Origin of the sequence: Pseudomonas sp. NBRC 111133 (genome assembly GCF_001320605.1) — a bacterium.
Taxonomy (GTDB): Bacteria; Pseudomonadota; Gammaproteobacteria; order Pseudomonadales; family Pseudomonadaceae; genus Aquipseudomonas; species Aquipseudomonas monteilii.
Genome location: NZ_BCBJ01000069.1, coordinates 42,899 through 56,513 on the forward strand (window position 1 = coordinate 42,899; position 13,615 = coordinate 56,513).

12 protein-coding genes are annotated in these 13,615 nt (G+C 53.5%); 6 read left to right on the forward strand and 6 right to left on the reverse strand.

The window, feature by feature from the left end:
- Nucleotides 1-9 precede the first annotated feature (9 nt).
- The 3 genes from APH36_RS16000 to APH36_RS16010 all read right to left on the reverse strand — a co-directional run bounded on the left by APH36_RS16000 (nt 10) and on the right by APH36_RS16010 (nt 6,029).
- Complete coding sequence (locus APH36_RS16000; RefSeq protein WP_177337106.1) at nt 10-3,069, reverse strand: hypothetical protein; 3,060 nt, start codon at nt 3,067-3,069, stop codon at nt 10-12.
- Nucleotides 3,070-3,264: 195 nt separating this feature from the next.
- A complete protein-coding gene (locus APH36_RS32705; protein WP_256219244.1) occupies nt 3,265-5,565 on the reverse strand; it encodes a hypothetical protein in 2,301 nt (766 codons plus the stop codon).
- The gene (locus tag APH36_RS16010) at nt 5,562-6,029 is read right to left on the reverse strand and encodes a hypothetical protein (protein WP_054881698.1); all 468 of its coding nucleotides are present in this window, start codon (nt 6,027-6,029) and stop codon (nt 5,562-5,564) included. The genes APH36_RS32705 and APH36_RS16010 overlap by 4 nt, the downstream gene beginning before the upstream one ends.
- A 404-nt stretch (nt 6,030-6,433) precedes the next feature.
- Here APH36_RS16010 and APH36_RS16015 point away from each other — a divergent pair, with 404 nt between their 5' ends.
- Nucleotides 6,434-6,982: a hypothetical protein gene (locus APH36_RS16015; RefSeq protein ID WP_054881699.1), complete on the forward strand. Its 549-nt coding sequence runs from the start codon at nt 6,434-6,436 to the stop codon at nt 6,980-6,982.
- A 121-nt stretch (nt 6,983-7,103) separates the two neighbouring features.
- Here the strand turns inward: APH36_RS16015 and APH36_RS16020 are convergent, their stop codons facing one another.
- The 3 genes from APH36_RS16020 to APH36_RS16025 all read right to left on the reverse strand — a co-directional run bounded on the left by APH36_RS16020 (nt 7,104) and on the right by APH36_RS16025 (nt 8,313).
- Nucleotides 7,104-7,706: a DUF6088 family protein gene (locus tag APH36_RS16020; protein WP_054881700.1), complete on the reverse strand. Its 603-nt coding sequence runs from the start codon at nt 7,704-7,706 to the stop codon at nt 7,104-7,106.
- Between the two features lie 2 nt (nt 7,707-7,708).
- A complete protein-coding gene (locus APH36_RS30875) occupies nt 7,709-7,972 on the reverse strand; it encodes a BPSL0761 family protein (RefSeq protein WP_021702831.1) in 264 nt (87 codons plus the stop codon).
- Between the two features lie 158 nt (nt 7,973-8,130).
- Nucleotides 8,131-8,313, reverse strand: a complete 183-nt coding sequence (locus APH36_RS16025; protein WP_043217148.1) for a hypothetical protein — start codon at nt 8,311-8,313, stop codon at nt 8,131-8,133.
- 417 nt (nt 8,314-8,730) lie between these two features.
- Between APH36_RS16025 and APH36_RS16030 the strand changes: the two genes are divergently transcribed.
- Genes APH36_RS16030 through APH36_RS16050 form a run of 5 tightly spaced genes read left to right on the forward strand, consistent with a single transcriptional unit; the run spans nt 8,731 to nt 13,615 of the window.
- Nucleotides 8,731-9,012 (forward strand): hypothetical protein, encoded by a 282-nt coding sequence (locus APH36_RS16030; RefSeq protein WP_033991388.1) that lies wholly within the window; start codon nt 8,731-8,733, stop codon nt 9,010-9,012.
- Entirely contained in the window at nt 8,951-9,628 is a 678-nt protein-coding gene (locus APH36_RS16035; protein WP_223656452.1) for a restriction endonuclease subunit S, read from the forward strand. The genes APH36_RS16030 and APH36_RS16035 overlap by 62 nt, the downstream gene beginning before the upstream one ends.
- 3 nt (nt 9,629-9,631) lie before the next feature.
- Nucleotides 9,632-11,155, forward strand: coding sequence for a type I restriction-modification system subunit M (locus APH36_RS16040; protein ID WP_033991389.1), 1,524 nt, complete (start codon nt 9,632-9,634; stop codon nt 11,153-11,155).
- Complete coding sequence (locus tag APH36_RS16045; RefSeq protein ID WP_071534856.1) at nt 11,145-12,386, forward strand: restriction endonuclease subunit S; 1,242 nt, start codon at nt 11,145-11,147, stop codon at nt 12,384-12,386. The genes APH36_RS16040 and APH36_RS16045 overlap by 11 nt, the downstream gene beginning before the upstream one ends.
- Nucleotides 12,383-13,615 (forward strand): DUF6161 domain-containing protein, encoded by a 1,233-nt coding sequence (locus tag APH36_RS16050; RefSeq protein WP_054881248.1) that lies wholly within the window; start codon nt 12,383-12,385, stop codon nt 13,613-13,615. Before APH36_RS16045 ends, APH36_RS16050 begins: the two co-directional genes overlap by 4 nt.

Here is a 13,615-nt window from a genome sequence, read left to right on the forward strand (position 1 = left end):
CGGACTTGGTCAGGCACGGAAATGCCAGTCGATGGAAGCCATCAGCATCAGGTAGCGCAGGGCGGCGCCGGAGTGATGGTTCTGCCTTGCCTCACCCTTCAGCTCAAGCTTCGCCCTTATACCCAAATGTAGATTCGCTACATCGTTACTCTCCGGCGCGTGCTGACTGAACGACCGGCGAGTGCTCCCGAGCTGCTGACGCCAGTAGGACTTGGTCGTCTTCGGCTTGTTAGCGTCGTAGACGATCAGCTCGATAGATCGAGCCGGAATACCTATAGCACTCAGCAGCCACAGATAGTCCTGTGCATGGTCCTCGTCACGGTTACGCTGGAATCGCAGCGTGGTTTCAGTCATCCAACAGCGCTCAACAAAATCATCAATCACGCGCTGGGCGCGTTCGCTGTCGGGGCCTTCGAGCAGGTCGTAGAGGCGCTGCGCATACTCGGCCACAGCCTCACGCCCACCATGCTTTGGAGGCGAGGGCAACAGCGACAGATACGACGAACCTTCTGCATACAGAGCAGGTTGCAGCCTGTGTTTAGGGCTTGAGCTGCTTGCTCCCGGTCGCTGTTGCATATCGCGGATACAGCGTGCCCGCTCAAGCATCATTTCACGCGCCTCGGCAGAAAACTCGACCCAGTCGAGATTGACCGCTCGACCTGTCTGCTCGGCATATGAGGCATACGCCAGCATCGACTCGATAGCCAGAATTCGCCCAATCGCCCAGTTCTGCTCCACCTGTTCAGCCTGGCCTCGACTCGCCTTCTTCCGAGCACGCTTACGCTCCTTCAGGGGTCTAATGCGACCGATGATGTCGAGTAGCACGCCGCACTCAGCTGAAATGCCTTCACGGGGCTCAGTGCTCATGGTGGGTTGGCTTACCTCGGCTATCTTGGCGACGTTTGCGGCGTTGAATATCCAGTTCTGGGGATTCCATTGCCACATCATTGCCATGATCTGAGGCAGGCTATGGACGTAGTGCAACAGTGTGGTTTTTGGGCTGCCATGCCCGAGGATGGCACTGACAATATGGACGATTCGCCGGGTGGGGCCCTCTACAGGCAACATCGCCTTACGCAACCTGAGGTCATCTCTGAGCCAGCGAGTGGTAAGGGGCAGATCTTTGAAAACCAGCTCTGGTGATAGCGCATTCTGCGCACCCATCAACTTGAGCAAAAACCACGTGGCGCAGGAATGGCGCAGGTGATGGTAATGCAGGAACTCGGAACCCGTGACTGCTCGCATGCAGTCATGTAGAGCTGGGAACAGGCAGCTCTCGCTGACCCACTGAGTTCTCAGCTGTGGGATGCAGAACAGGAATTCCGACGTTGAATTTTGGCTTTCTTCCTGCTGCCGCTCTCGATACCAGTCGATCAGCAATGTGAGCTCATCGGGCTCAAGCAGCTCACGCAGCGGCAAACTCCGAACCGCATTCTGGGTTTTCAACCCACGCTGTGCATGGGGGCGAATGAGCAGGTCAACGGGCAGCTCTATTCTGGCCTGTTCATCTTTAGATAGCCTGCGCATATGCGATTGCCGAGCTTGAATATGCGCGCACTCCGCTGCTGAAAATTCGGGCAGATGCAAATCACGTAGGCGAAGCTTTAGAGCCTCGTTACGCCGCAATCCCAACCGGAACCCCAAGATCAACAAAAGCCTCGCAGCCGTCACCAGACGTGGCGTTCGCAGCTCAAGCCCGCATGTGCCGAGCGCCTGCATAACCAATTGGTACTGCTCCTCGCTGATAATGCGAGCATCTACCCTGGTCACACCTTTGCCGATGCCTAGGATTGAGTAGGGGCTGATTGTCGGGTAGTTGTAACGACGCTGCAGAAACGTGTGAAACTCCTGGACTGCCTTGGCCAGGGTGCGCCGTTTGCTATCTGTGGCCTGAGCATCCAGTGCGGATTCATACACAAGTTCGAGCGCGTCAATTTCGAGCTCGAAGATGCTTATGCCATCTAACCGAGAGGAAAGTGCTGCGCCTAGTACTTGGGTATATCGCTTTATCGTGCTTCGCCCAATACTGTGGCCGTATGCGGAGGCGCCACCCAGCATGTAGGCAAGCCAACTCTGGATTAGGCCGGGAAGTTCTCCATGAGACTCCGCTTGCAAAGGGCTCTCTATGGGCAGGTTGTCCCGGATCCGATCGCGCAGTTCCTCCAGCCATGCGGGTGGGTCAGGGTTATCCTCAGTTACATCCGAAACAGATTCATCGTCATAAGTCCCCGCAGGGTCCTCGAGATCATCTAGGCCGAGAATATTGCCCCAAGATGAGGGGCGCAGTGACTGCGAGACAAAACCCTTGCGGCATGCAAAATTCACCAGCACCTGCGGCAGCCGCAACTGCATTTGCATCCTTAGAAAATCAAACAGGTCGCTGGGATTCTCTGGATGATACTGTTCAGGTACCTCAACCTTCTTCAGGAATGCACAGACACAGCGCATGTGCCAATTTCTACGCTTTAGTTTGCCGGTGCTTTTTTGAACATCATCCACGCAGCGTATCAACAGAGCCAGCGTTGCCGGATCAGGGAACCACTGCCGAAATTCAGCGACGGCATTGCCGCGGATCGATAGCGGCAGACGTATCTCGGGAATTCCCGCTACCCACTCGATGCTGTCTGGCGTCGTACTGAGCATGGCATTCAGCTGAGCCACATCGAGCAATCCGCCGTTGTAGGCCGCACTCATTAGTAGCAGACCAATGCGCTCATCCGTGCTGAGCGCATCGATATCCAGTTTCAGACCCTGCTGCAGGGCGTGAATCAGTTGGCTGCTGCGTTGAATTCGCTCAGCCGTGTAGACGTCAGGATTGATCGGGTTTGCTGCACGCCTGACGGCAATGGCTATTCGTGCCAGCGGAAATCCCGGGATTTGGTCCCGAACTCGCTGAGTGATGCTGCGCAGTACGTTGCGCAACGTGTGATTTTTGCCGAGCTGTGCCTCCAGTTCGCGGACGTGTGTCGTCGAGATCCCGTATATGGCACATTCACCCAACAGCCATTTGCCGAACGCCGTACCGGACTTCTCGGCAATCGACTTCAGAAGCGCTCGCATCTCGGGCATCCATTCCGGCTCATGAGGCCGAGCCGACCAGATAACACTGCCCTGTTGATTGTTTAGACGGGGCAGGTTCATTCTGTCACCCACTGGCTGCTCAGAGCCGACCAGCCAAGCTCCCTGAGTAGTGGGGTAATCCACTCATCTAGAACCTTGGCGTATACCGCAGGGCAGAACGTCGAATAGGCGTCCTGAGGCTCCTCACCCCTGAGCCAGCGCTTCTGAAGGACAGCCCCGCTCCGTGAGTTCCGTGCGGGTGAATTTCCGGTGGGCATTGACTCGATGCGTGGTGTAACCAGAGACCAGCTCCATCTGGTCGTAGATATTGCTCGGGGCAATCTCAACGCGGCGTATTCCAGCCTGGTTAATCTGTAGGAAAAACCCTCGCGACCACTGATGATCCTCCTCATCCTGTGGCAGATAACCAATCAATTGTCGGCTGATAGACGCGCAATGCGCGAAGTAGCTTGTTATTTGCCGCCTCAACATCGGCGGCATGCAAATCAGCCGACTCATATGACGATCGTCAGAATCCTTGTCTGACAGCGCGCCCATGCCCAACACAGAATCAAATTCGTCGATGAGCATCAGAGGGTTGCGGACCGCCCTACAGGACGTGACCAACATAAACATCTGCACTGTCCAGAGGGTGAAACAGTTGTGCCAAGCGACCATCTCGCTGAGACGCCCGTTCGCTTTCCTCCTCAAGACCCTGGCCATTGCACTGATATTGCTCGCAATGGTTGCAGGCAGCAGGCAATGAGTTGCACCCACCCCACCCTGTTGGTCCGGATTTAGGTCGACATATTCATATGCGAGACCAGCACAGGCATAAACCTGCGTCAGCACTCTCACCAGTGAGGTGGTGTAAATTTTGCGAAGGTGACAGGCATCGAGCTGCAAGTAGTAGCGCGGGGTTTGCGCCGAGGGGATTTCAACGCCAGACAGCATGGATGCTGCTGCTACATCCTGAGTATCAGCGACTATCTGGTGGAACAAATAACTGCGCAATTTGGTTCGCGTATAGCGGCGATCCCCCCCACCCAATTCCAGCAGCAGTGCCCTGATCTCGGCGTCCAGCTGCTCAGTTTGATAAGTGAACACCTGGTTGGCTGAGTGAGGAAATGTCCTGATCAGTTGCTTTACCAACTGGGCACTACCGGCTAGATCGGGCAATAGAATTCGCAGCAACGATAGTCGGACACCAGAAGAGGCCTGCCAACGATCGTCGCCAGCCAAATCTGGGCGCTTAACTACCATACTGAACTGCGCCGAATCCCCTAGGATCAATGCCAGACCATCGGCGTCATCTGTCTCGTCATCAACGATGGATAACTGGATAATCTGCGTCGTCGACTGCCCCAACCACAGACTGATATGCAGAGCAACAATCGCCTCCATTCGGAGCTGGATCGGAGTTGGGTCTTTTGTGTAGGAAAGCTCTTGCAGATACGAGTGGAATAGGTCGCTGGCACCAAACAATAAATTCCGCAACTCCATTAGCGTGAGCTGGTTATATGAAAATGGCAGGAACTGTCGGCTACGGACAATATGCGCCTCGACATTTTGTTGGCCTAGCAGATCAGCAACATATGGCCGCTCACAGCCCTCATCGTCCAGTACCCAAATTTCGGTTGCTGGACTCATTTCTCCGGGGGCCAGATCACCCCCAGCAGTATCGGTATGTCCAACGATGACGTCGTAATGACCTGGCAGCTGATCAGGATCATCGGGATCCCCCAGCACAAACCCTCGAACATCCTCACTGATATAGTGGTTCAGCTCAGGCAAACTCTGCCTTTTACGCTTACCTCTATGACCGCCTCCGCCGCCACCCACGCGTGGCAACTCGCCGTTGCAGTAACGAACAAATCTGGCGATAGCAGCAAAACTATCGGCATTCTCTGATCTTGACTTACTATGTAAAAAACCTCTGCAACTCGCCACGAACTCCTCAGTACTCCCCCAAATATTTAGTTCGGAAGCGATTGAGACGGTTTGCAGCTTGCATAGATGGCCGATGGCCTTGTAAACATCATAACGCTGGTCTAGCAAGCGATTAGTAGCGGTTTTCTGAGATGCAACAAGCAACTGTGCGAGCAGTCGCTCATAGTTCTGTTTATTTCCGTGGTCTCTGAATATGTGCAGGAACGTGGCGTATGGAAATCCGAATATTTTTACGCCTTTATGTAAAACAGGATTGTTCGCCGACCCTTTATCTCCTAGCCAAAATTGCTCACCTAGACGCTCTCGGATATTTGGTTGACGGGCCAGGGAAACGATCCATCCGCACGCCTCACGCCACACGACCACATCAGAATTCTCGAAACCAATCGGCATGCCAACATTGCATGCGCGGAGCACTCGTAGAAGCTGATCAATGGCGCGTGGCAGGTCAATGAGCCCAGGATGAGCGCCTAGCAGATTGAGGATTTCGCCAATAATTCGTGGTGACTGCCTCTGCTCCGAGGCGAGGAGCAACAGAGCCGAGTGCTTACTCATTTTTCGCCCTCCCGCCCCTTGAGCGTTTTTACCCCAACCAGCCGAGATAGGTGGGCGTGACTGCGATACTCGTGAGGCCACTGCTCTGCGGCATATCCTATATGCGTAAATAAATCACGTACCTGTTGTGGCGTAATTTGAGCTAGGGCAGGCGCAACTAGGCGCTCAATCAGAACAAGCTGGTAGGCACAATCCTTGATTCGCCCCCCCGTCCATTCAATGCACAGCACCGGCGTTTCTGGATCCATATATGTTTTTAGCCATCGATACAGCGTCGTTTGGCCGATACAGAGCGCATCCGGCCTACTGATGACCAACGGGTAGAGCATATTGATGCGCAAGGCCATAGCCCTGGGGATCAGAGCCTGATCTGGAACCCCTACAGGAGCTAGATCCAGATCTCGCTCAATACGAGAAAATTCGGGATGCACTCCTTGGATGTCGCGTAATTTGATCGTCAACATGACGCCTCTCTCTAGTGATATGACTACTAGACAATGCGAGGCGCGAGCCCCCGATTAAGGGGAGTGAATTGGACTGTGACGAAATTTTTTGTTCGCTAATTGACGTGGTGACTGACCTCTTTGCCAACGGCCGCTTTTGCTAATTCCGCGCATGCGCGGAAAATCGCCGAACACACTGCAACGATGCCATCAAAGAAAGCACTGAAATTTCCGCGCATGCGCGGGTTTAACTAGCAAATGGGCTTCGCTGAGCCCGTAATCAGAAGGGCGCCGTACACGCCGAAGAAATGGAGCGATATCAAATCCCGACTGCATCAACCTGAAAATCAGGGGTAGCCCGACCGCACTCTGAATACGAGGTCAGGCAAAACTGTCTGGCTACATCTCGTTTTAGGAGCACGCATATGGGTGATTGGAAGGCATGCATCGGAAAGATGAGCGACCGCGAAGTAGCGCGGCGCTTTGGCCTTGGAGCGAGCACTGTCCGGCGTTACCGCCACTCAATTGGCATTCCTGAGTTTCACCCAGAAGACATTGAGCTGCCGACTGAGCTGATTGAGCAACTCGCTACAAGAACGAACTATCAACTGGCACAAGAATTCGGAGTTTCCATCAAGCGCATCAAGCGAAAGCGAGGTGAGCTGAGAATCCAGGAGCCCAAGACTGCCCGCGAACGCTTCAAACCCCTTGAGGACATCTGGACCAATGAAGCCATTGCCATGCTCGGGAAGATGCCGGATACCGAGGTCGCTGATCGTCTGGATATCAGCAACTTTCCAGTCAAAAAGAAACGTCACGAGCTTGGAATACAGGCATACAAACGTCCGTTACCAAAAATAACACCTGAAATTGCATCTGCGTTTGGTGTCGTTTCCGACGCCGAGCTTGCACGCCAGCTGGGTGTATCAGTGAATTACATCCGCAAAGCGCGGATCAAGGCGAGCCAGCAATAAAACGCAGACTCGCTTCAAAGCAGATAACACGGGCAGTCAGATCAGATGGCTGACTGCCAACTAACCACGAAGTTAGACTTTAAACCGAGTACGGACGGCCTCACCACCTGATGCGCAGGGCTCATTCAGCTAGCGCCACGCGCATCCATTTGGGCATATTGCAGTACAACAAGGTGGCCAGCTCTCCGGGGTGGAGTGCTGCTTTAATCGCATCGATGCACTCCTGAGTAGCGCCATCTTTTCCGAGATAATAAAGAGCACTGATAGCCATCCCGACCCTTGTTCCGGAGCACTGCATAACCATCGGAGCAGCATGCACGAGCCTGATCTCGGCCTTCTCTATAAACAGAGATCGACTGGGGCCGCTGGTGTAATAGATAGGTATGACGGGCACCTGTGTGCTCAGCCCGAATTGCCTCACTGCATCAGCACCGTGAATCTGCAGCTTCCAGCGACTCTGCCTGGCAATCAGACTCAGCAAGTCCCAAGGCCCAGGACGACGAACCCGGCCGGTGTATTGGCTGGTTTTCGGCCGCATGTAGATGCCACGGTACACACGCACAAGCTCACCGCCACGAACTAGCTGGGCGACTGCCTTGGAGATGGCCGAGCTCGAACCAAGCTCAGCAAGACACCTGATGCTGAAAGGCCTCCCCCTGCGCAGACGCTTAACACGCTGCGTGACGAGGTGAGATACCGACTGTTCAGAATGGGAGCGGGGCATCGCTATTGTGTCGAATCCAGCGAAGAGCAGAGCAATGGCTGGTGGAAGGCGATCACTCGTTGTCGGTATTCGACTTCAAGCGCTTCATTCACCAGGCATTCCTCAAGGCGTCCCAGCGAGAAAACCTGGGCCGCAGAGGGATAGTGCCTGAGCAGGCTTTTCGCATAGCTGCGGATATCCTGCGGTAATCCCGTATGACGGGATAGCTCACGCAGGAATTCCTCGGTTTTGACAATGGCGCGGGTTCTTTCATAAGGAAGGGTCAATCTCGCTATCTCCTGGCCATAAACGTAAAGTCCCGGGCCGCTGGCTCGCCAGCGCCCGCCACCTAGCGCGCAGTTAGGGTGCAATGCCAACCAGTGTTTGCCGAGCAGGAAGCTGCAAAGCCTGCAGTCTTGGGAGATCCCATGCAGACCAATCCGGGTCAGTGTGCACGATCATGGCTGCGCTCCGTCTTGGCCTCCTGCCGTTCCATCCACTTGGCCAGGCCCCATATCGTGGTTCCCAGCGCCAGCAGCAGCCAAAGCAACCATTGCGGTACTTGATATTGGGCGCTTAGCAAGAGACCTGCACCACCGCAAAGCATCACCACGAAAAACCATCTCATCAGCGTGCGCTCCCAATTACTTACGAGGCACACGTTAACTCGATGTTTCGCTGCGCTAACGCAGATGCTGCAAATTTCGTCAGATCCCAGACTGGGAAATGAGGACGGCACGCTTGCGAGTATGGCGCTGCTTTGCGTGCCCCGAGTCAGCTCGCTGTGGGTGAGGGGGATCGGGCCGCACGCTAACGGCTAGGTCAGACGAGGCGACGGCAAAAGCGGAAAGAAGAGGACGCACCGCTGACCCCAAGCAAGAACTCCATAGAGATCCTACTGCATAAAAATATTGACGGCAGCAGCAAGCTAGGCGATATTGATCTCGCCTCACCTCAGTACGAGCTGTACGGAGATAAAAATGAGGTGCGGCAGGTGGCAGCCTGCCGCGATTGCAATAACTGACCCGTTAGGAGAGCTAAAGCTATGAAACTGTACCAAATCGCCTATGACCTGCGTAAGCAGCGTAACTACCAAGCCCTGTATGACCGCATCAAAGCCTATGGCACCTGGTGTCGGCCGCTGGAGTCCACTTGGATTGTTGCCACGAGCCAGAGCGCCACTCAGGTAAGGGATAACCTCAAAGCAGCAATGGATGCTGATGACGGCTTACTGGTAACCCGGCTGCAGGGAGACGCCGCCTGGTTTGGGCTGGACGCCGAAAAAACTCAGTGGTTACAAAATCAGTATCAGCGTTGCGAAGCCTGATGAACGCCTGCGCCAAGGATGGCGCTTCTACCCAGAGTTACTTATGCCAAACCCGTCATTCAAATTGAGCGATGTGGCCGATGTCCGTTCTGGATACACCTTCCGCGGCGCGTTGGAGCATGACCCTGCTGGTGATATCCGTGTTCTACAGATCAAGGATCTGCGTCAAAGCTCGGCCATTGAGCCGGACACGCTAACGGCCATCAGCTGGGATGCGCGCACCTCACCGCCGCTGCTCCAATCAGGCGACATCGCGGTGATCGCCCGTGGCGACAACAACAAGGCTGCTCTCTTCACGGGGCAGCAACCGGTTGTTGCCACCAGCCAGTTCTTTATTGTCAGCACAAAAAAACAGGATGTCTTACCCGAATACCTGTGCTGGCTCATCAATCTGCCTCAAAGCCAGCGAAGCCTTGAGCGCAGCGGCAGTGCGATTCAGGCCATCAGCAAAGCGTCCTTGCTGGATATGAGGATTCCCCTTCCGCCACTCGCCACTCAGCAGAAGCTGATTGCTCTGCAAGCGCTATGGGACGAAGAGGATGAGCTGATCGCACGCCTGCAAACCAACAGAGAGCAAATGCTGCAAGGCATTTACCAGCACCTTATTAAGGATTGAACCATGAGCGACAAAGTAAACCAGGACGACATCAACAAGGCGCTGTGGGCTGCCTGCGATACCTTCCGCGGCACCATCAGTGCGGACACCTATAAAGATTTCATCCTCACCATGCTGTTCCTCAAGTACATCAGCGATGTCTGGCAGGACCACTACGACAGCTACAGGATGGAATACGGCGATGAGCCGGAACTGATCGAGGAGATGCTCAAGAACGAGCGTTTCGTGTTACCGCGCAATGCCAACTTCTATGCCCTTTACGATCGACGTTATGAGCCGGGCAATGGCGAGCGCATCGATCAGGCACTGCATGCCATCGAGGAAGCTAATGGCACCAAGCTCAAGGATGCCGGCAAGAGCGTGTTCCAGGACATCTCCTTCAACACCGACAAGCTGGGCGAGGAGAAGCAGAAGAACACCATCCTGCGCCACCTGCTCGAAGACTTCGCCCGTGAAGAGCTCGACCTCAAACCATCCCGCGTCGGCAGCCTGGACGTGATTGGCAACGCCTACGAGTACCTGATCAAAAACTTCGCCGCCAGCGGCGGGCAGAAAGCTGGTGAGTTCTACACCCCACCGGAAGTTTCCGAGCTGATCGCCGAACTGCTCGACCCGCAACCGGGCGACAGCATCTGCGACCCGGCCTGCGGCTCGGCCTCGCTGCTGATGAAGTGCGGGCGCAAGGTGCGCGAGCACCACAACAGCAAGCAATACGCCCTCTATGGCCAGGAAGCGATCGGCTCCACCTGGTCGCTGGCCAAGATGAACATGTTTCTCCATGGCGAGGACAACCACAAGATTGAGTGGGGCGACACCCTGCGCAACCCCAAGCTGCTCGATACCAATGGGCAATTGCTGAAGTTCGATATCGTCACCGCTAACCCGCCGTTCTCGCTGGACAAGTGGGGCCATGACGAAGCCGAGCACGATCAGTTTGGGCGCTTCAAACGCGGTATTCCGCCGAAAACCAAAGGTGACTTCGCCTTTATCCTGCACATGGTCGAAACCCTGAAAGCCAAGACCGGGCGCATGGCGGTGATCGTGCCTCACGGTGTGCTGTTCCGCGGCTCCAGCGAAGGCAAGATTCGCCAGCAGTTGATCGAGGAAAACCTTCTGGATGCCGTGATCGGCCTACCGGAGAAGCTTTTCTACGGCACCGGCATCCCCGCTGCAATCTTGGTCTTCAGCAAAGCCAAGACCGATGAAACCGTACTGTTTATCGACGCGAGCCGAGACTTCAAGTCAGGTAAAAACCAGAACGTGCTGGGGGATGAGCAGATCAAAAACATCCTAGTAACTTATCGCCACCGCATTAACTCGGATAAGTACAGCCACCGTGCCAGCCTGCAGGAAATTCGCGACAACGATTACAATCTAAATATCCCTCGCTATGTGGATACCTTTGAAGAAGAGGAAACAGTCGACTTGCTGCTTGTGCGCAAAGAGCGGGAGAAGCTGAAGGCGAAGCTGGCTGAGCTGGAAGTGCAGATGGATGTGTACTTAAAGGAGCTAGGCTATGGTGCGTAGCGCTCAAGAAAGCAACATACCTACTGACTGGAAGTATGACCTCCTCGATAATTTTACTGTTCGCGGCAGTGGCCATACGCCTAACAAAGAGAAATCCAATTATTGGAACGGGGGCATAAAATGGGTTTCGCTTGCCGACTCTTTTAATTTAGACAAAGGACTCATTTTTAATACTGATAAGGAGATCTCAGAAGAAGGCATCCAGAACTCATCTGCTGTTCTGCACCCAGCAGGAACCGTAATTTTGTCCCGTGATGCGGGTGTTGGAAAAAGTGCCATTCTGGCTAGCCCTATGGCAGTCAGCCAGCATTTTATCGCATGGCGCTGTGACAATAGCCAAAAAATGAATAGCTGGTTTCTATATAACTGGCTACAAATGATGAAACCAGAGTTTGAGCGTCAGGCGGTGGGCTCAACCATAAAAACCATTGGCCTGCCATATTTCAAAAAACTAAAAATTGCCGTACCACCCCATCACGAGCAAGAAAAAATCGCCAAGATTCTCTCCACTTGGGATCAGGCCATCGCTACTGCCGAGCAACTTCTGGAAAACAGCCTGCAGCAGAAAAAGGCTTTGATGCAGCAGCTGCTTGGCAGTCATGAAAGCGCTGAGGAAGATGGGGAGCAGGACTTCAAGCGTATATCCGAAATTGCAGAGCGCATTCAAAGAAAGTCTGATGGCGGCGATCACCCAGTGCTTACCATATCATCCCTCAGCGGATTTGTTCGGCAGGATGAAAAATATAATCGCTTTATGGCTGGCAAGAGCGTCGAGAGCTATATCCTGCTCAAGCGTGGCGAGTTTGCTTACAACAAAGGAAACTCCAAGACCTATGAATTTGGCTGCATATTTGATCTAGATTCTTTTGACGCCGGCCTAGTGCCTCATGTTTATGTCTGCTTTAAGCTAAAGCCGGGTCTTAGTCACCGCTATTTCAAGTATCTATTTGAGGCTGACTACCTGAAGCCTCAGCTTGGCCAGCTGGTCAATACTGGTGTTCGCAACAATGGCCTGCTCAACATCAAGCCTAGTGAGTTCATGAACACTAAGGTTCCGGTGCCTTCTCTGGAGGAACAAGAGCGGATTGCAGATATCCTGCATGTCGCCAGCAAGCAGGTTATTGCGCTAGAGCAGAAGCTCGCTTGCCTAAAGCAGGAGAAAAAAGCCCTGATGCAGCAGCTACTTACCGGCAAGCGTAGAGTCACTGTTGATGCCAAGGGGGCTATGTGAAGGATCGCACTATTAATTTTCGGCTGACCGATTGCGCTGGGCATGTAACGAATTTTCTAAGCTTGCGTTCCTTTCTGACGTTCTGTGAGGCAGAAGCAAGCTTTTGGAAGGAGCGTAAACAGATAGTCCAGACCGATAGAAATAGCGCTAACCATACACATCTGAATGCAGGCGATGTATTCACCCGAGCGGCAGATACGATTCAGGGTTGGAAGGACAACATAGAGGTCTGGAGCGACGATGATCTAAGCCGTCAGCTACAGCAGCTTCAGCAAAGCTATTTTCAGCGATTACAGCGAGACTGGCTTTGGCGTGGTCATCCTTTTGTTGAACCATTCGTCCAGTGCCTCAAAGAACATGGCGATAATACAGCTAATGCATTCTTGGACTTTTCGATTCGAAAATCCGTACAGAATATTAGCAATATCGAGCATTTCAAAGGCTACATGTATGCTTATGAATTTGCCAATCAGGACTCTCAAATAGTAAAGCGCCGCCATGGTGAGAAATTGTCTCTTGGGCATCTGCGCACGCAGTTCGCCGACGCCCAAGACAAACTATTCACTGAGTTTGGCGAGCTGAAATCTGAAATTACAGATTGGGATACACAGAATAGGGCTTCTAGCAGCAAACTTGCTAAAGTACAAAAAGCATTAGGCCGCCGAAAGATAAAGTCGCAATCCAATGCATTTGAACGACAATTAGCCGAATGGACTGAGAAAGTCACGACCCTTGAAAGCACTTATGAAGAAAAGCTGAAACTGAAAAAACCTGCCGAATATTGGGCAAAATCGGCGCGTAAGTATGGAATACAAGGCGGGCTTTGGACGCTAGCTATTGTTGCTTTGGTTATCGTCGCAGCGATAAATTTTCAAGAAATCTTTGTCACGTGGCTGCAAGGCCGCGAGACTCCCGTTCAGCTCAACACGATACAAGGGGTTATCCTTTTCGGTTCCCTTGCGGGTGTGTATGCGTTCTTGCTGAGGGTATTGTCGAGGCTGGCGTTTAGTTCGTTCCACCTTATGCGCGATGCCGAAGAGCGTGAGCAGCTAACCTACCTATATTTGTCACTCACTAACGAAGCAGAGATCGACAAGGAATCGAGAGATATTGTCTTGCAGGCCCTATTCAGCCGCAGCGAAACCGGCTTACTGGCGCAGGAGCATGGACCGACCATGCCCGGAGCATCAGAGATGCTGCGCTCAACGCTAAGAGGTAGAGGCCAATAA